The 18,737-nt window shown below is 57.2% G+C and carries 9 protein-coding genes, 3 tRNA genes, 3 rRNA genes and 2 pseudogenes (1 of these 17 running past the window's edge); 5 read left to right on the forward strand and 12 right to left on the reverse strand.

Going from position 1 to position 18,737, the window contains the following annotated elements; genetic code table 11:
* Positions 1-1,229: the 3' portion of an IS110 family transposase gene (locus K3762_RS15700; RefSeq protein ID WP_243268033.1), read on the forward strand. 4 nt of this gene lie to the left of the window's left edge; the window shows 1,229 of its 1,233 coding nt (coding positions 5-1,233); the start codon falls outside the window, past its left edge; its stop codon occupies positions 1,227-1,229.
* A 260-nt stretch (positions 1,230-1,489) separates the two neighbouring features.
* On the opposite strand, the pseudogene K3762_RS15705 reads toward K3762_RS15700, so the two are convergent.
* The 9 genes and pseudogenes from K3762_RS15705 to K3762_RS15745 all read right to left on the reverse strand — a co-directional run.
* Positions 1,490-2,034 (reverse strand): annotated as a pseudogene (locus tag K3762_RS15705) (DDE-type integrase/transposase/recombinase); the annotation flags it as partial.
* Positions 2,035-2,073: 39 nt separating this feature from the next.
* A protein-coding gene (locus tag K3762_RS15710; RefSeq protein ID WP_120351444.1) for an IS3 family transposase occupies positions 2,074-3,203 on the reverse strand; the annotation gives its coding sequence in 2 pieces (ribosomal slippage) (positions 2,074-2,969 and positions 2,969-3,203; 1,131 coding nt in all).
* A gap of 130 nt (positions 3,204-3,333) precedes the next feature.
* Positions 3,334-3,620, reverse strand: a pseudogene (locus K3762_RS15715) (transposase); the annotation flags it as partial.
* Positions 3,621-3,920: 300 nt separating this feature from the next.
* A 5S ribosomal RNA gene (rrf, locus tag K3762_RS15720) occupies positions 3,921-4,035 on the reverse strand.
* A gap of 119 nt (positions 4,036-4,154) precedes the next feature.
* Positions 4,155-6,986, reverse strand: a 23S ribosomal RNA gene (locus K3762_RS15725).
* Between the two features lie 409 nt (positions 6,987-7,395).
* A tRNA-Ile gene (locus tag K3762_RS15730) sits at positions 7,396-7,472 on the reverse strand.
* A 168-nt stretch (positions 7,473-7,640) separates the two neighbouring features.
* A tRNA-Ala gene (locus tag K3762_RS15735) sits at positions 7,641-7,716 on the reverse strand.
* A 146-nt stretch (positions 7,717-7,862) separates the two neighbouring features.
* A 16S ribosomal RNA gene (locus tag K3762_RS15740) occupies positions 7,863-9,326 on the reverse strand.
* The 16S, 23S and 5S rRNA genes sit together here with 2 tRNA genes alongside, the layout of an rRNA operon.
* Before the next feature lie 822 nt (positions 9,327-10,148).
* Positions 10,149-10,224, reverse strand: a tRNA-Trp gene (locus tag K3762_RS15745).
* Positions 10,225-10,367: 143 nt separating this feature from the next.
* Between K3762_RS15745 and K3762_RS15750 the strand changes: the two genes are divergently transcribed.
* Positions 10,368-10,865 (forward strand): DUF892 family protein, encoded by a 498-nt coding sequence (locus K3762_RS15750; RefSeq protein ID WP_132443745.1) that lies wholly within the window; start codon positions 10,368-10,370, stop codon positions 10,863-10,865.
* Positions 10,866-11,026: 161 nt separating this feature from the next.
* Here K3762_RS15750 and tuf read toward each other — a convergent pair whose 3' ends face one another.
* Both tuf and K3762_RS15760 read right to left on the reverse strand, forming a co-directional pair.
* The gene (gene tuf, locus K3762_RS15755; protein ID WP_067622157.1) at positions 11,027-12,202 is read right to left on the reverse strand and encodes an elongation factor Tu; all 1,176 of its coding nucleotides are present in this window, start codon (positions 12,200-12,202) and stop codon (positions 11,027-11,029) included.
* 162 nt (positions 12,203-12,364) lie between these two features.
* Positions 12,365-12,943, reverse strand: a complete 579-nt coding sequence (locus K3762_RS15760) for a hypothetical protein (RefSeq protein WP_120351879.1) — start codon at positions 12,941-12,943, stop codon at positions 12,365-12,367.
* Between the two features lie 126 nt (positions 12,944-13,069).
* On the opposite strand from K3762_RS15760, the gene K3762_RS15765 reads away from it, so the two are divergent.
* Entirely contained in the window at positions 13,070-14,428 is a 1,359-nt protein-coding gene (locus K3762_RS15765) for a cytochrome P450 (RefSeq protein WP_206054269.1), read from the forward strand.
* A 25-nt stretch (positions 14,429-14,453) separates the two neighbouring features.
* On the opposite strand, the gene K3762_RS15770 is transcribed toward K3762_RS15765, so the two are convergent.
* Positions 14,454-16,895 carry a DNA topoisomerase IV subunit A gene (locus K3762_RS15770; RefSeq protein ID WP_132443747.1) on the reverse strand — a complete coding sequence of 814 codons (2,442 nt, stop codon included), beginning with the start codon at positions 16,893-16,895 and terminating at the stop codon, positions 14,454-14,456.
* Positions 16,896-17,119: 224 nt separating this feature from the next.
* Here K3762_RS15770 and K3762_RS15775 point away from each other — a divergent pair, with 224 nt between their 5' ends.
* Entirely contained in the window at positions 17,120-17,815 is a 696-nt protein-coding gene (locus K3762_RS15775; RefSeq protein ID WP_132443748.1) for an SH3 domain-containing protein, read from the forward strand.
* A 57-nt stretch (positions 17,816-17,872) separates the two neighbouring features.
* Positions 17,873-18,706: an SDR family NAD(P)-dependent oxidoreductase gene (locus K3762_RS15780; protein WP_120351883.1), complete on the forward strand. Its 834-nt coding sequence runs from the start codon at positions 17,873-17,875 to the stop codon at positions 18,704-18,706.
* The last annotated feature ends 31 nt before the right edge of the window (positions 18,707-18,737 follow it).

Consider the following 18,737-nt stretch of genomic DNA (forward strand, 5'->3'; position numbering starts at 1 on the left):
CCAAGATTATTGTTGCACAAGATGCCCCTGTTTTGGTGGCTATCGACATCGCCAAGGCCCGGCATGAAGTTTTGATCGCTATTCCAGATAAGAAACGGCGACGTCGCTTAACCGTTTTAAACGAACTTGCCGCCTTCAACCGCCTCGCCACCGCACTTAAGGAATACGGACGCCCTGTTCGTGTAGCCTTTGAGGCGACTGGCAATTATCACCGTGCCTTAGCGTACCATCTGGCAACTGCTGGCTTTGAGGTAAAGCTGGTGTCCTCAGTGGCTTTGGCGCGGACGCGCGAAGCCCTCAACAACAGCTGGGATAAGAATGACCCAAAGGACGCGCAAGTGATCCTGCATATGATGGAGATCGGAAACGAGCAATATTACCACGACCCTCTGGTATGCGGCACGAATGACATTCAAGAGCTGTCCAAAACCCACGATATCGTCTCCAAGTCGAAGACTGAACTTTGGCACCGGGTGTTGACCCATTATCTGCCGCTGTACTTCCCTGAAGCGGATCGGTTTCACCGCAGCTCACGCAGTGATTGGTTCTTTGCATTCCTTGAGCGTTATCCATCACCACATTTGATCACAGCAATGGACAAAGCCGCTTTCACCGCTGATGCTTGGGACGTCATTGGGCGCAAGGTCGCGAAAGAGCGTTTGCTTGCAGATATTTACGAGACAGCTAAGTCTTCCGTGGGATTGCCGGTTGCCCCAGATTCTGATGCGATCAGAATGTTCCGCTTGGTCCTTGGAGAAGGCCGCAGTCTCATTGCGCAACGTAATCAAATTGAAGATCGCGCCGTCGCGCTTCTCAAGGATCTACCTGACTATCAGTTGCTGACATCAATACCTGGGATCGGCCCGATCAACGCTCTGACCATCCTCGCAGAAGCTGGCGACTTGCGCCGTTTTGGACATCATCGGCAGTTCTTGAAGTTCTGCGGCATGGACTTGGCAACCATTCAGTCGGGCACATTCCGGGGCCAAACCAAGCTGTCAAAATACGGGAATGCCCGCTTGCGCCGCACCCTATGGATGGCTGGCCAGGTTGCCATACTGCAGCGCACCAACAGCTTCCGGGATAAGTTCGAGCGCTACATCGCCAAGGACCGACAAAACACCCATTTGCGTCGAAAGGCGTATTCCGCAATCGCCGCCAAGATGGCCCGTACTGTTCACGGGATTATCAAACATGGCGAGCCCTATCGCCCTTTCTTTGAGGGGTGATCGATCGCAGAAGGACCTTTCTCTGTAGGTGCCGTGGAGGCAGGTAACTGACCTCGTAGATAATGTTCAGGCCTTCTGTGTTAGCGACCCGATGATCTCGTCTTAAGGACGGTGAGAGCCGCAAAAGCGTACTCTGTGTTTGTTATGGGAGAGACTGTCGTTGACAAAAAGCCGAACTGAGGCATTCTCTGAACGTGTCGAGGCACCTCGATACGACAATGACCTGATGCCAAATCAGCCAGTTACTCCGCGCATAGGACGTTGTCCACACGAATAGCTTGGGGCTTTCCGCGCCACTCAATGATCTGGTTCAGCGCACGCACGACACGTTCAGCAGGCAGCGAGAAGTCGACCTCAATAGCCAGTCCTTCGCGATTGAAGTCATCCAAGACGTTTAACGTCCTGATCGACCGGCCATCCGCCAACTGATCCGCCATGAAGTCCATGGACCAAGTTTCATTTGGTCTTTCAGGCACAGCCAGTGGCTCCGGCTTGTCCCGCTTTAAGCGTTTCTTCGGCTTGATTGTCAACCGGCAGGGCATTGCGCAGCAATATCCCGAGAGGGGCGCAGGTTCAACGCCAGCTCACAGTAGATCCGGTAGACTCTTTTATGGTTCCAGCCATAGCCCTGCACGTTGCGCAGATACAAAAAGCACAGGCCGAAGCCCCAGGTCCGCTTGTTAGTCGTCAAGCGTTCAAGCCAATCTGCGATCTCTTCGTTCTCATCGCTCAGCACAGGGCTGTATCTGTAGCAGGTCTCGCTGATCTCGAACGCACGGCAGGCCAGAGCTATGCTGACCCCATATTGGACCTGTCGCGTATTTGTGCCGCTCCGAGTGCTCGTTTAAGCCACCTTTCGCTCGAAAGCGACAGGGCTTTTCCAACCCAATGCTGAGTGGCGGCGGCGCGGATTGTAGAACCCGTTTATGTATTCAAAGATCGCCATCTCAGCCTTGCGCCTTGTCTCCCAAGGATGCCGCCAGATCAGCTCTGCTTTGATGGTCTTGAAGAACGTCTCGACCGCCGCGTTGTCATAGCAATTGCCCTTGCCGCTCATCGATACCTTGAACCCGTGCTGGCGCAGGAGTTTCTGGTAGTCGTGTGAACAATATTGCGACCCACGATCCGTGTGATGAATGCAGCCTTTGGGTGGTTGCCGGAACGCGATGGCCATCTTCAACGCCCGGATCGCGAGGTCACGCTTCATGCGGTTACTCACAGCCCAGCCGATGACGCGTCGGGAATGCAGATCCAAGATCACGGCCAGATACAACCAGCCCTCGCGCGTCCAGACATAGCTGATGTCACCGGCCCATTTCTGGTTTGGTTGATCCGCCGTGAAGTTCCGATCCAATAGGTTGGGCGCAATGTTGAACTTGTGATCGCTGTCGGTCGTCACCTTATGTTTGCGTGTTCTCACAACAGATATGCCGTTCTGACGCATCAATCTGCCAACACGGCGGTGCCCGACATCCAAGCCGATCTCCTTAAGCTCTTCCGTCATCCGCGGCCTGCCGTAGCTGCCCAGGCTGAGACGGGACTGTTCTTTGATATGTGCCAGCGTCACCAGGTCAGACCGCTGTCTGCGGCTGGCTGGCCGACTGCGGAAAGCCCGCAAACCGCGCATGCTGACATCCATAACCTGACACAGGCGCGCTGCCGGAAACGCATCCCGGTGTTCTTCCACGAACCTAAACCTCACGGCTTTTGGCTCGCGAAGAACTGCGTTGCTTTTTTTAGGATGTCCCGCTCCTCCTTGAGAATGCGGTTCTCACGCCGAAGCCGGTCATTCTCTTGAGCAAGGCTCAAATCTTCTTTCGACACCACGTCTGTGTCTCTGTGCGCGGTGATCCATTTGTTAAGCGTCGACATACCGACGCCAAGATCATCCGCCACCTGCTTACGCGTTAGCCCGCTGGTCAGCGCGATCCGCACCGCATCTTGGCGAAATTCGTCCGTCCGTTTCAATCCCATAGTCAGTCTCCTTTGTTGCAGTAAATGCTATCAAAGGAGCGGCACAAATACGCGACAGGTCCATATTGCTCAACTGCATTCATGGCCATCCGTTGACCGGCAGGGCATTGCGCAGCAATGTCCCGACAGGTTCTCGCCGATGAGACGGCCTTAACGCTTTTTTCCAAGCGCTTCCTTCAGCAGGTCGTTTTGCATGCTCATCTCGGCATACATGCGCTTCAGACGACGGTTCTCTTCCGCCATATCCTTCATCTCGGAAATCAAGGACGCGTCCATGCCGCCAAACTTGGCCCGCCATTTGTAAAAACTCACGCTGCTCATTCCGTGCTCGCGGCACAGCTCAGAGACCGGAACGCCACCCTCTGCCTGCTTCAACACGGCCATGATCTGTGCGTCGCTAAATCGTCCGTTCTTCATCATAAATCTCCTCAGATATCTTGCCGAGAAAATTCTACTTTTGAACACCACTATTTTTTGGGGGGATTACCCTTCAAACGGCGCTCCCCACGCAGATGAGACACCAAACAGCGAAAATGGACGATCGAGCCCCCTTGCCGGTGGTGGCGCTCACGCTGAAGGTTCGTGCGGAAGACGTCGGGCATTAGGCAAGAATATGCCCCGCCCCCCAAAGACAAAACCGCCGCAGCTTTATAGCTGCGGCGGTTTTGTTATTCTGTTGATCGTCGAGAGATACTGTTTTTATCAGGAACTTATTAGGTTTGGCGATGACCTACTCTCCCACGTCTTAAGACGCAGTACCATCGGCGCTACGGCACTTAACGGCTGGGTTCGGGATGGGACCAGGTGTTTTGCTCGCGCTATGATCACCAAACCAAATAAATTCCTGATAAAGCGCTCTGCGCGTTGCGACGCAGAGCGTGTTCCAAGTCATGTACAACTGATTGTATGTGTATGCTTTTGCCCAGTTAAGCAGTCTTGCTTCTACTGGATCAAATCAAGCCTATCGAGCAATTAGTACCAGTCAACTGAACGTGTTACCACGCTTACATCTCTGGCCTATCGACGTGGTGGTCTACCACGGCTCTCAGGGATACCTTGTTTTGAGGGGGGCTTCCCGCTTAGATGCCTTCAGCGGTTATCCTGTCCGATCATAGCTACCCAGCACTGCTATTGGCATAACAACTGGTCCACCAGTGGATCGTTCACCCCGGTCCTCTCGTACTAGGGGCAACTCCTCTCAAGTATCCTACACCCACGGAAGATAGGGACCGAACTGTCTCACGACGTTCTAAACCCAGCTCACGTACCTCTTTAAACGGCGAACAGCCGTACCCTTGGGACCTGCTCCAGCCCCAGGATGAGATGAGCCGACATCGAGGTGCCAAACACTGCCGTCGATATGGACTCTTGGGCAGTATCAGCCTGTTATCCCCGGCGTACCTTTTATCCGTTGAGCGATGGCCCTCCCACTTGGGACCACCGGATCACTATGGCCGTCTTTCGACTCTGCTCGACTTGTCAGTCTCGCAGTCAGGCTGGCTTCTGCCATTGCACTCAACGAGCGATTTCCGACCGCTCTGAGCCAACCTTCGCGCGCCTCCGTTACGATTTAGGAGGCGACCGCCCCAGTCAAACTACCCGCCACACAGGGTCCCGGAACCGGATAACGGTCCGCGGTTAGACATCAAGCAGAACAAGGGTGGTATCTCAAGGGAGGCTCCACCGAGACTGGCGTCTCGGTTTCAAAGCCCACCACCTATCCTGCACATGTTCGGCCTAATGCCAGTGTGAAGCTGTAGTAAAGGTGCACGGGGTCTTTCCGTCTAACCGCGGGTAACCGGCATCTTGACCGGTAATTCAATTTCGCTGAGTCTATGTTGGAGACAGCGGGGAAGTCGTTACGCCATTCGTGCAGGTCGGAACTTACCCGACAAGGAATTTCGCTACCTTAGGACCGTTATAGTTACGGCCGCCGTTTACCTGGGCTTCAATTCAGAGCTCTCACCCCTCCTTTTAACCTTCAGGCACCGGGCAGGCGTCAGACCCTATACGTCGTCTTACGACTTCGCAGAGCCCTGTGTTTTTAATAAACAGTCGCCACCCCCTGGTTTGTGCCCCCAGCCTCTAGTTGCCTAGAAACCGGGCCTCCTTCTCGCGAACTTACGGAGGTATTTTGCCGAGTTCCTTCAACATAGTTCTCTCAAGCGCCTTGGTATTCTCTACCTGTCCACCTGTGTCGGTTTAGGGTACGATCTAGCGATGGAGCTATTTCCAGGGACCTCTAAGCAGCCCATTCAATCCGATAAGGATGAACTACCCTCGAGATCCGTCACTTCCATCTGGCCCAGGAATATTAACCTGGTTCCCATCGACTACGCCTTTCGGCCTCGCCTTAGGGGTCGGCTTACCCTGCTCAGATTAGCTTTAAGCAGGAACCCTTGGACTTTCGGCGAGAGTGTCTCTCACACTCTTTGTCGCTACTCATGTCATCATTCTCACTAGTGATCTCTCCACCGGATCGCTCACGCGCCAGCTTCACAGAAAGCTCCTTGTGTCCAATCCTACCTAAGTAGGTAAGGACACATGGAACTATGTCACACTACGCTCTGCTACCATGCAATAAATGCATCCTCAGCTTCGGCTCATGGCTTGAGCCCCGTTACATCTTCGCCGCAAGACAACTTATTTAGACCAGTGAGCTGTTACGCTATCTTTAAAGGATGGCTGCTTCTAAGCCAACCTCCTGGTTGTTTTGGTCGTCTCACCTGCTTTCCCACTTAGCCATGAATTAGGGGCCTTAGCTGGAGGTTAGGGTTGTTTCCCTCTTCACGACGGACGTTAGCATTCGCCGTGTGTCTGCCGACTAGTACTCCTCGGTATTCGGAGTTTGGTTAGGATCAGTAAGCCTGTGGGGCCCCATTACCCATCCAGTGCTCTACCCCCGAGGGTATTCGGTCGACGCTCTACCTAAATAGATTTCGCAGAGAACCAGCTATCTCCGAGTTTGATTGGCCTTTCACCCCTAGGCACAGCTCATCCCGATCTTTTTCAACAGATGTGGGTTCGGTCCTCCAATAAGTGTTACCTTATCTTCAACCTGGCCATGCCTAGATCACTCGGTTTCGGGTCTGATCCCACGAACTCAACGCCCTATTAAGACTCGCTTTCGCTACGCCTACACCTAACGGCTTAAGCTTGCTCGTGAGACCAAGTCGATGACCCATTATACAAAAGGTACGCTGTCAGGACGCAAGGTCCCTCCAACTGTTTGTAGGCGTTCGGTTTCAGGTACTGTTTCACTCCCCTCGTCGGGGTGCTTTTCACCTTTCCCTCACGGTACTGGTTCACTATCGGTCAGTAAGGAGTACTTAGCCTTCGAAGGTGGTCCTCCGATCTTCAGACAGAATTTCACGTGTTCCGCCCTACTTAATACGTCCAATCATGCTTCTTATACGGGACTATCACCCACTTTGGTTGCGCATTCCAACGCATTCTAACCACACTCATGGCTCGGCTGGTCCCCGTTCGCTCGCCGCTACTAGGGGAGTATCATATTGATTTCCTTTCCTCCGGGTACTTAGATGTTTCAGTTCCCCGGGTTTGCCTTTTTAAGCCTATATATTCAGCCTAAAAATACCTGGTTTACCAAGTTATTAGCTGCACCGAAGTGCAGTAATAACAAAGTATCAGGTGGGTTGCCCCATTCAGAAATCCATGGATCAAAGCTTATTCTCAGCTCCCCATGGCTTATCGCAGAGTATCACGTCTTTCATCGCCTCTTACTGCCAAGGCATTCACCAAACGCCCTTTTCGCGCTTGATTTGATCCAGAAAAAGCAAGACTTAGCGTCTCGCGCGAAGATCAGAAGCTGGTAAGAAACTGATCCTCTTTATCCTGTATCAAAAGCATACTTTTACCCGCCCAGACTATCGTCTGGACAATGAGCGATGCAGATAGCGAACCGTCCGTGCAGGAGGTTCGCGTCATCGCTCTGGTTAGTGTACTTGACTTGGACAACATATTCGTTTCGATCGCGATATGTCCGAAAGGCCGAGGAAACAGCCCGTCAAACACCGGCCCCGAAGGGCAGCAACCGAGATCATCCCCTAACGCGGGGCGATCAAACATGTTGTTAGTATCTCTCTTTACGATGTCAATTCGTCTGCGAAACAGACGTTCAAACACACTGTATGTGCTTGAAGGTATGTTCCGTTTACCACCTCAAGGAGGATGGTGGGTCGAGGAGGACTTGAACCTCCGACCTCACGCTTATCAGGCGTGCGCTCTAACCACCTGAGCTACCGACCCAGAGATTTTGCCGAAGGCAAAACTCGTCGTTCCGGCAGGGCATTCCGAAGGAATGGCCCGAGAGGAACCAGCCCTTAGTGGTTGAAGGTTTAAGGACCGTTACGCTGCCCCTCTCGCACGTCCATTGGACGGGCAACCAGGGCGACGCCTTTTGCTTTGCAAAAGGCTTGGTGGAGCCTAGGAGGATCGAACTCCTGACCTCCTGAATGCAAATCAGGCGCTCTCCCAGCTGAGCTAAGGCCCCAAACTTTTGAGACCTACGCCGTCAGCGCAGGACCTATTTTCTGAAGAGATATGAGGACGGCTCGGTTCTAATATAGTCGGCTTTGTTTGCCGACTTGCTAAGTGTTCCACGAGTGAGACAAGTCTCGCTGCTAGGAACATCCTTAGAAAGGAGGTGATCCAGCCGCAGGTTCCCCTACGGCTACCTTGTTACGACTTCACCCCAGTCGCTGATCCTACCGTGGTCCGCTGCCTCCTCGAAAGGTTGGCGCACGGCCGTCGGGTAGAACCAACTCCCATGGTGTGACGGGCGGTGTGTACAAGGCCCGGGAACGTATTCACCGTGGCATGCTGTTCCACGATTACTAGCGATTCCGACTTCATGGGGTCGAGTTGCAGACCCCAATCCGAACTGAGACAGCTTTTGGGGATTAACCCATTGTCACTGCCATTGTAGCACGTGTGTAGCCCAACCCGTAAGGGCCATGAGGACTTGACGTCATCCACACCTTCCTCCCGCTTATCACGGGCAGTTTCCTTAGAGTGCCCAGCCGAACTGCTGGCAACTAAGGATGTGGGTTGCGCTCGTTGCCGGACTTAACCGAACATCTCACGACACGAGCTGACGACAGCCATGCAGCACCTGTCACTGCGTCACCGAAGTGAACGCCCGATCTCTCGGGTTAGCACAGGATGTCAAGGGTTGGTAAGGTTCTGCGCGTTGCTTCGAATTAAACCACATGCTCCACCGCTTGTGCGGGCCCCCGTCAATTCCTTTGAGTTTTAATCTTGCGACCGTACTCCCCAGGCGGAATGCTTAATCCGTTAGGTGTGTCACCGAACAGTATACTGCCCGACGACTGGCATTCATCGTTTACGGTGTGGACTACCAGGGTATCTAATCCTGTTTGCTCCCCACACTTTCGTACCTCAGCGTCAGTATCGAGCCAGTGAGCCGCCTTCGCCACTGGTGTTCCTCCAAATATCTACGAATTTCACCTCTACACTTGGAATTCCACTCACCTCTCTCGAACTCAAGACCAGGAGTTTAAGAGGCAGTTCCAGGGTTGAGCCCTGGGATTTCACCCCTTACTTTCTGATCCGCCTACGTACGCTTTACGCCCAGTAATTCCGAACAACGCTAACCCCCTCCGTATTACCGCGGCTGCTGGCACGGAGTTAGCCGGGGTTTCTTTACCAGGTACTGTCATTATCATCCCTGGCGAAAGTGCTTTACGATCCTAAGACCTTCATCACACACGCGGCATGGCTAGATCAGGCTTGCGCCCATTGTCTAAGATTCCCCACTGCTGCCTCCCGTAGGAGTCTGGGCCGTGTCTCAGTCCCAGTGTTGCTGATCATCCTCTAAAACCAGCTATAGATCGTAGACTTGGTAGGCCGTTACCCCACCAACTATCTAATCTAACGCGGGCCGATCCTTCTCCGATAAATCTTTCCCCCGAAGGGCGTATGCGGTATTACTCACCGTTTCCAGTGGCTATTCCGCAGAGAAGGGCACGTTCCCACGCGTTACTAACCCGTCCGCCGCTAGACCCGAAGGTCTCGCTCGACTTGCATGTGTTAGGCCTGCCGCCAGCGTTCGTTCTGAGCCAGGATCAAACTCTCAAGTTGAAAAGCTATTGCTAGCTTATCCTTGACGTCGAACCTCTGCACATCGACCTGTATCCCTTACTGAAAGATACAAGCCATTCTCTGTTTGTTGTGCTTGAGACTACAAAGTAGTCGAAAGCCGTCCAAACAGTGAAGCTGACACTCTATCATCGGGCCTAAACCCTAAGAGCGCGATATACAGACGTTGATCCATCGAATGAACCAAACCGCCCACATATCTCTTCAGATATCAAATTTTCAAACAACGTTGAGACAAAAGAAACTGAGATGCGCCCTAACTTCTTGGCGCGCCCCGCCCTAATACCTCGAATTTTTATCCACCTTCCGAACCGAACTCAGCGTCTCCGCTCCCGTCCGCCCCGTCTGGCGCCCCGCCGCTGCATCTCTGCGCCGCCGGTAGAGGGGGTTCTAAGGCGAGTGACAGAAACCCGCAAGCGGAAAGTTGAGAAAAGTGAGGGTTTCGGGGAACCTTTGGGCAAGTTGCTGAAATCTCTAACTATTTCGGGACTTTAAAACAGTAAACAGGCTCATCGGAAGGCCCGAAGCTGGGGTATTTGAGACCTGTTGCGGCTGAGGTGGAGTGAATCGCCCTTAATCCCAGGAAGGTCGGAGTCGGATTCCCTGTGAATCGGGGTGTCACTGCGAGTCCCAGCATGGCGATTCCGTCCGAACGGAAGGGGTACAGTTCTGAAGCGGAAGCAATGCGGCGACTCACAACAGCCCTTCAGGCGGCAAATCCCACGCCGAAGAGACACCAAGCGGCGAAAACAAACCAATTGCCCCGCTAGAAGCTCAGGTCATCATTACATATTTGAAGAGATGTGGCAGGGGCTGAGGGACTCGAACCCACGACCCTCGGTTTTGGAGACCGATGCTCTACCAACTGAGCTAAACCCCTATGCCGGGGGTTTGGGTAGTCGCAAACGGGCGGCGGATCAAGAGCAGATCTGACCTTTCCGGCGATATTCTCTTCTTTGGGGAACATTGCACGGCCAGCTTACGTTTTCTCGTCGAACCAAGCCCGAAATTGGAGGACGACCGATGACTATGAACAATCTCAAAGACGTCTACACCGACCAACTGCAAGACCTCTACTCTGCCTGCAAGCAGTCGCTTGAAGCGACCAACGCACTGGGTCGTGCGGCGGAGGACAAAGAACTGTCGGAAGCGCTGATCGATGGCAGCAACGGAATCGCCAAGGGGATGGATGTGCTGAAGTCCATCTGCGCGAAACATGACCTCGACCCCGACGCAGAGCACTGCCACGGCATGGAGGGCCTTGTGAAAGAGGCGCATAAACATGTGCTGGAAGAAGACTTTGGCGACAACGATGCCCGCGATGCGATGATCATCACACAGTATCAGCGCATGGTGCATTACGCATTGGCCGGATACGGCTGCGTTGTGGCCTTCGCCAATCGCTTGGGCGAGGACGAAGACGGCGCGCAGCTGCAAGAGCAGCTTGACCACACCTATGACGGCGACCGCCGCATGACAGAGATCGCGACCAAGGGCGGTGTGAACGCAGACGCCGCGTAAGTGCGATAGATATGAACGGGAAAGGCTGGCTCCTACAGGAGTTGGCCTTTTTTCGTTTAAAGGGCCGTAGGTGCCCCCTCCCCCACAAAAGCAAAAGGCCGCAGCAAACGCTGCGGCCTTTCAAATCTCTCAGACGTCAGGCCCGAAGGCCCCGCCCAAAATCACTCAGTGATTTTGGAAACGACGCCCGCGCCAACCGTACGGCCACCTTCACGGATCGCGAAGCGCAGACCGTTTTCCATGGCGATCGGTGCGATCAGCTCAACGCCGAAGGACACATTGTCGCCCGGCATAACCATCTCGGTGCCTTCTGCCAGCTGAACGGTGCCGGTCACGTCAGTTGTACGGAAGTAGAACTGCGGACGGTAGTTCGCGAAGAACGGCGTGTGACGGCCACCTTCCTCTTTGGTGAGGATGTAGGCTTCGGCTTCGAACTTGGTGTGCGGGTTCACGGAACCGGGCTTGCAGAGAACCTGACCGCGCTCAACGCCGTCACGCTCAACGCCACGCAGCAGCGCGCCGATGTTGTCGCCAGCTTCACCACGGTCCAGCAGCTTGCGGAACATTTCCACACCGGTGCAGGTGGTTTTCTTGGTGTCGCGGATGCCGACGATTTCAATCTCGTCGCCAACGTTGATCACGCCACGCTCAACACGGCCGGTCACAACGGTACCACGACCAGAGATCGAGAACACGTCTTCGACGGGCATCAGGAACGGCTGGTCAACAGCACGCTCTGGTGTCGGGATGTAGTTGTCGACTTCTTCCATCAGCTTGCGGATTGCATTTTCGCCGATGTTTTCGTCACGGCCTTCCATCGCCGCCAGAGCGGAACCAGGCACAACGGGGATGTCGTCGCCGGGGTAGTCGTAGGAAGACAGCAGCTCGCGGATTTCCATCTCAACCAGCTCAAGCAGCTCTTCGTCGTCAACCTGGTCAACTTTGTTCATGAAGACGACCATGGCGGGGATGCCAACCTGACGGCCGAGCAGGATGTGCTCGCGGGTCTGGGGCATCGGGCCGTCGGCCGCGTTCACAACCAAGATAGCGCCGTCCATCTGAGCGGCACCGGTGATCATGTTTTTCACATAGTCAGCGTGGCCGGGGCAGTCGACGTGGGCGTAGTGACGTGCTTCGGTCTCATACTCGACGTGTGCGGTCGAGATGGTGATGCCGCGGGCCTTCTCTTCGGGCGCGCCGTCGATCTGGTCATACGCTTGGAAGTCACCGAAGTATTTGGTGATCGCCGCGGTCAGCGTGGTTTTACCGTGGTCAACGTGGCCGATTGTGCCGATGTTGACGTGTGGCTTGTTACGTTCAAACTTTGCCTTTGCCATGGTGGCGCCCTTTTAATTGAGGGGCCCCAACGGGGACCCGAACCCTATCTGGCGGGCGATGTATTGGGTTCGGGCGGTAAAATCAAGCGTGACTTGCGTCTTGGGGCCACTTAAAGCCCATCGGGGCCATGCGACAGCGGTTCCGCGAGCCTTGATGGAGGGTTATTTATCCTCCGGCTCCCCGGCAGGCGACGGTGCCACACCACCGCTGAACCAACCCTCTTCGCGGTTTTGCTTGACCAGATAGGTCTCGATCGACTTGGCCGCGTTCTGGCTGAGGTTCTTGAGCTGCTCTTCGGCGGATTTGGTATAGCCCGAGCCAACAACCGGGCCCTGATCGAGGGATTCGAAGACAGTGATCTGATGCGGCTCGGGGTTCAGCTTCATGTTCTTCGCGTCATCCCAGACCGTGAGGTTAAGAATCAGGATCGACTTCGGGGCAAAGACCAGTGGGATGCCCGGCTGTGCCAGCACGTAGCCTTCGACGCTGATGCCGAAGTGATAGAGACGCTCCCCATCGTAGCGGTCGAAGCGTTCGGCGGTGGCGGCGCGCACGGCCTCGGCCAATTCTTCTTTGCTGACCTCGCGGCTCAGCGGCCCCTTCTGCGCTTTGGGCGCCACGACGATATTGTGGTGCAGGTTGAAGTCCCCCAGCGGGGTCGGCGCTTTGTCGAGGTCGGAGGCCCCGTTGCAGGCGGCCAGCGTCGCGACGAAGGTCAACAGGGCAAGAACTCGGAACATGGGCAATCCTTCGGGGGCGTTAAGATTTCGAAAAGGGGTAGCCGATGGCCGGGAGGGGCGCAATCATTTGCCGCAGTTGCGCGCCTGCCGGTCCGGTCTATCTTGGATATGAGTGAGGACAGCATCATGACCCAACCATCCCCCCTGCCCGTGCGCGTACCGCTGGTGACCGAGCCTGTGGGAATGCTCGGCAGTTTGCAGATGGCGCGGCGCAACGTGCTGAGCATCATCCCCAAGATCGCCACCACCCAGCCCATGGTTTCGGGCAAGACCGGCAAGCGCTGGCATATGGTGATGGATCCGGGTGCTATCCGGGAAATCCTGCTCGACCGGCTGGAGGACTACCCGAAGTCCGATGTCACCAAGAACCTGCTGCGCCCGGCCATCGGGGAATCGCTCTTCATTGCAGAGGGCGCGCATTGGCGCTGGCAGCGTCGGGCGGCGGCCCCTGTCTTTTCGCAGCGCAACGTGCGCAACCTTGCCCCGGTGATGAGCGCCGCCGCCGACCGCTCAGCCAAGCGCATCGCCGCTGCGGGGCCGCGCGCGGTCAACATGCTCGATGAGATGGTGACGACGACTTTCGAGGTGATCGGCGACGTGACCTTCTCAGGCGATGGCACCTTTGACCGCGACAAAGTGCATGGCGCCATCGACGACTATATCGCCGAGGCGGGCAAGATCAGCCTCTTCGATATCCTCGGCCTGCCCGATTGGCTGCCGCGTCCGGGGCGGATGATGTCCGGTCAGGCGCTGAAGCAAATGAAGGCGATGGCCGATCAGGCGATCGAAGCGCGGGTGGCGCGCGGCCATGACGGCACGCCAGATCTGCTGGACCTGCTGTTGGAGGGCGAAGACCCCAAGACCAAGCGCCGGATGAACACCGGAGAGCTACGCGATAACCTCTTGACCTTCATCGTCGCGGGGCATGAGACAACGGCACTGACGCTGGCTTGGTCGATGTACCTCATGGGGTTCGACCCCGAGATGCAGGCACGCGCCCGCGCCGAGGTGCGCGATGTGCTGCAAGGCCGTGCCTGCACCGGCGACGATGCGGACAAGCTGCCCTTGGTGCGGATGATCATCGACGAGGCGCTGCGGCTCTACCCCGCCGCCGGGATCATTTCGCGCACGGCGCAAAAGCACGACAGGCTCTGCGACCGCGAAATCCGCCCCGGCGACACGGTGATGATCCCGATCTACGCGCTAGGCCGCAATGAACTGCTTTGGGACGATCCCGATGCTTTCCGGCCCGAGCGCTTCGCCGACCGCAAGGCGATTGACCGCTATGCCTATCTGCCCTTCGGGGACGGACCGCGCATCTGCATCGGGGCGAGCTTTGCGTTGCAGGAGGCTGTAATCATCCTCGCCACCCTGCTGGGGCGGTTCAAGTTCACGCCTGTGCCGGGCAAGGACCCGGAGCCGGTGATGATCCTGACCCTGCGCCCCGAGGGCGGCGTCTGGATGACCGCCGAGCCGCTGGACTGACCGCGCCCCGAAAGGCGCGGCTGTTTCACGTGAATTTGTTGTCGCGCGGGAAGCCGCGCGGCGCCATCCGGCCCGAGCTTGCGCGCTTGCCGGTCCATTCTGCCAGATCGGCCTCGGTACGTGTCCGGCCCGCCGGGTCTTGCCAGCTGAGGCCCGCTTCCCGCGTGAAGGTCGTGGCGTCCGACAGGCCGCCATCCTTGTACTTCTGCAGGCGCACGCCCTTGCCCCGGCCCATCTCGGGCAATTCATCAAGGCCAAAGACCAGCACCTTGCGGTTCTCGCCCACGGTGGCGACGCTGTCGCCCGACACCGGATGACAGACCAGCGCCGAGACGCCTTCGCCACGCACGTTGAGCACCTGTTTGCCGCTGCGGGTCTGGGCCACGACGTCATCCTCGGGCACCACGAAACCGTCGCCTGCCGTTGAGGCAACCAACAGCTTGCGCCCCGGCTGGTGGATAAAGAGTGACACGATCTGCACTTCGTTAGGCAGATCAACCATCAGACGCAAAGGCTCGCCCATGCCGCGCCCGCCGGGCAGGTTGGCGGCGGAGACGGTGTAGAAACGCCCGTTCGAGCCGAAGACCAGCAACCGGTCCGTCGTTTCGGCATGGAAGATAAAGCGCGGGCCGTCGCCGTCTTTGAACTTCAACTCGCGGTTCAGATCGATATGGCCGGTCATGGCGCGGATCCAGCCCATCTGGCTGCAGACCACGGTAATCGGCTCGCGGTCGATCATCGCCTCAATCGGGACATCCTCAACCTCTCCGGCGGTGTCGAATTCGGTCAGGCGCTGGCCGCGCTTGATGCCGTCGATCACCCAGTCCTTGCCGAACTGCTTTTTCGTCGCGCGCAGCTGGTCAGCGATGGTGGACCATTGCAGGTCGTCGCTTTCCAGCAGGTCTTCGAGACCCGCGCGTTCGGTCATCAGCGTGTCACGCTCTTTCACCAGCGCGTCTTCTTCCAAACGCCGCAAGGACCGCAGGCGCATGTTGAGGATCGCCTCGGCCTGCACATCCGACAGGCCATTCTCGCGGCCTGCATAGCTGTGCGGGATGGCGCGGGTGTCACCGCTATCAGTCAGCACGCCGGTGGCTTCGGCCTCGGCATCCGCGATGACCGCCAGTTTCGACACATCGACCCCCGCCAAGGGCGAGACATAGGCGGATTCGTCCATCGCGCGGCTCAGCGTATCCTGATGCGCACGGCTCCAATCCTCGTACATCAAGGCGGCTTTGGGGTCGTCGTCGTAGCGGATGATCTCGATCACCCGGTCAAGGTTCAGAAAGGCCGTGATCAGGCCCTGCAGCACCTCAAGCCGGTGGTCGATCTTGTCCATCCGGTGCCGCGAGCGGCGTTGCAGCACCTCGCGCCGGTGGTCAAGGAAAGCGCGCAACACTTCCTTGAGCGAGCAGACCTTGGGCGTTTGGCCATCGATCAACACGTTCATGTTGAGCGAGAAGCGCACCTCAAGGTCCGAGTTGCGGAACAGCATCCCCATCAGCACGTTCGGATCGACGTTCTTCGAGCGCGGCTCGATAATCATGCGGATGTCTTCGGCGGATTCGTCGCGGACATCGGCAAGAATCGGGATCTTCTTGGTCTGGATCAGTTCGGCGATCTTTTCGATCAGCTTGGATTTCTGAACCTGATAGGGAATTTCGGTAACGACAATCTGCCAAGCGCCCCGGCCAAGGTCCTCAACTTCCCAACGACAACGCAGCCGGAAAGAGCCGCGGCCCGTGCGGTAGGCATTGGCGATATTCTCAGGCGGCTCGACGATCACGCCACCGGTGGGGAAATCCGGGCCGGGGACGTAGTTCAACAACGTCTCGTCGCGGGCGTCGGGCGTCTTGATCAGGTGAATACAGGCGTCACACAGCTCGGCAATGTTATGCGGCGGAATGTTTGTCGCCATGCCCACGGCGATGCCCGAAGAACCATTCGCCAGCAGATTCGGAAATTGCGCGGGCAGCACCACCGGCTCGGTCAGCGTGCCATCGTAATTCTCACGGAAATCGACGGCGTTCTCGTTCAGCCCTTCCAGCATGGCTTCGGCCACGGCGGTCATCCGCGCCTCGGTATAGCGCGAGGCCGCCGGGTTATCGCCGTCGATGTTGCCAAAGTTGCCCTGCCCGTCGACCAGCGGATAGCGCACGTTGAAATCCTGCGCCAGACGCGCCATCGCGTCATAGATCGCGGCATCGCCATGCGGGTGATAGTTCCCCATCACGTCGCCCGAAATCTTCGCCGATTTACGGAAGCCGCCCGTCGAGGACAGCCGCAACTCGCGCATGGCATAAAGGATGCGGCGGTGCACCGGTTTCAACCCATCGCGCGCATCCGGCAGCGCCCGGTGCATGATCGTGCTCAAGGCATAGGTCAGATACCGCTCTCCCAAGGCGCGGCGCAGCGGCTCGGACAGGTCATTCGGGTCGAGTTCTGGGGGTGTGCTTATGTCTGACATGACGGGTCTTTTAGCCAAGCACGGCAGAGCGGGCAAGCGACAGATTGCCCGCCCTTTGCCCGCAGTCGACTCGGGAAAAAGGTCGCCAACACGGTTTCAAGTGAGAAAAAAGCAATACTTTCCGGATATGCGAATTCTTGCCAATCGGAATTGAACCATTCGCGAAGTTTCGCGTTGGTCTCTCAACAGCAACATGGTTTTGACACGGGACAAGGAACAGCAAAATGAAACGGTTCATCTTTTTGACATTTGGTTTCATGGGCTGGGCATTCTACGAGATGAGCGGCGGGGCGGATTTCGTGCCAGCAGGCCCGCAGATGGCCAGCTCTGAGACGGCAGCATCGGCGCTGATCGCCAGCGCAGAAGCCGGCACGACCTCGTCCAAGCTTGTCACCGCCGCCGCGGCAAATGCAGCCCGCAAGGCCGAAAGCCCCATCACCCCCTTCGCCGAGCCCGCACCGGCACGGGATGTGACTGCGACCCGCGTGGCGCTGAACCTTACGACACTCAGCGACTTGCCGCAGGCCAATGACGCGATGGTGCAAAAGGCCGTGGCCACCCCCGCGGACCGCGCTGGCGCGAAAGTCGTCAAAGCTGTCAGCACCAGCACCCCCAAAGTAGAAAAGGCCGCCTATTCGACCACAAGCGCCAATGCGCCAGTCGTCATTCCAAGCCTGATCAACGCCACCGACAACGGCACGACCTATGTCAGCACTACGCAGGCCGACATTCGCAAAGTGAATGGCACCCGCGTCAATGTCCGCGGTGGGCCGGGCACCAATTTCGGTGTGGTCGGGAAACTGGGCAAAGGTGACGCCGTAGAGGTGGTCGAAGACAACGGTGCCGGTTGGGTGCGCTTTCGCAGCGTCGACGGCACGGCATCCGGTTGGATGGCCGACTTCCTGCTCAACAACGGCTAACTTGCCAATCTTACAGCATCGAGCGATGAAGGGCCTTTCAAATGAAGGGCCCTTTGCATGACTGCGACCCGTTCCATCCTCATCACCGGTTGTTCCAGCGGCATCGGCTATGCCGCCGCCCATGGCATGCGCGCCCGCGGCTGGCGCGTCTTTGCCGCCTGCCGCCAACAAGCGGATTGCGACCGGCTGAGCGCCGAAGGGTTCGACGCGCCCCGTCTCGATTATACCGATGAGGCCAGCATCCAGTCGGCCCTCGCCCAAGTACTAGAGCAAACCGGCGGCACCTTGGATGCTGTCTTTAACAACGGCGCCCACGCCACGCCCGGACTGGTCGAAGACCTTCCCACCGATGCGCTGCGCGAGATATTCGAGGCGAATTTCTTTGGCTGGCACAGCCTGACCCGCGCGGTGATCCCGGTGATGCGCAATCAAGGGCATGGGCGGATCGTGCAATGTTCTTCGGTGCTTGGCATGGTGGCGATGCCATGGCGCGGGGCGTATAACTCCACGAAATTCGCGCTGGAGGGGCTGACCGACACCCTGCGGCTTGAAATGCGCGGCACGGGGGTTGAGTTGATCCTGATCGAACCCGGCCCCGTCACCTCAAAGCTGCGGACCAAGGCGATCCCGCGCTTTGAGCGTTGGATCGACTGGAAAAACAGCCCCCGCGCGGCGGAGTATGAGGCCACCATGCGCCCCCGGCTCTATGACGACAGCGGCAAAAAGGACCGTTTCGAACTCCCGCCCGAGGCGGTGGTCGAGAAACTGGCCCATGCCGTCGAATCCCCCCGGCCCCGCCCGCGCTATTTCGTCACAACCCCAACCCATATCGCCGGTGTTTTGCGGCGTATCCTGCCGACGCGGGCGCTGGACTGGGTCACCAGCCGCTGATTTTGGTTGCGCGACTGCCCTGCGCCGCTAC

Source organism: Sulfitobacter sp. W074, from assembly GCF_025142275.1.
Lineage (GTDB): Bacteria > Pseudomonadota > Alphaproteobacteria > Rhodobacterales > Rhodobacteraceae > Sulfitobacter > Sulfitobacter profundi.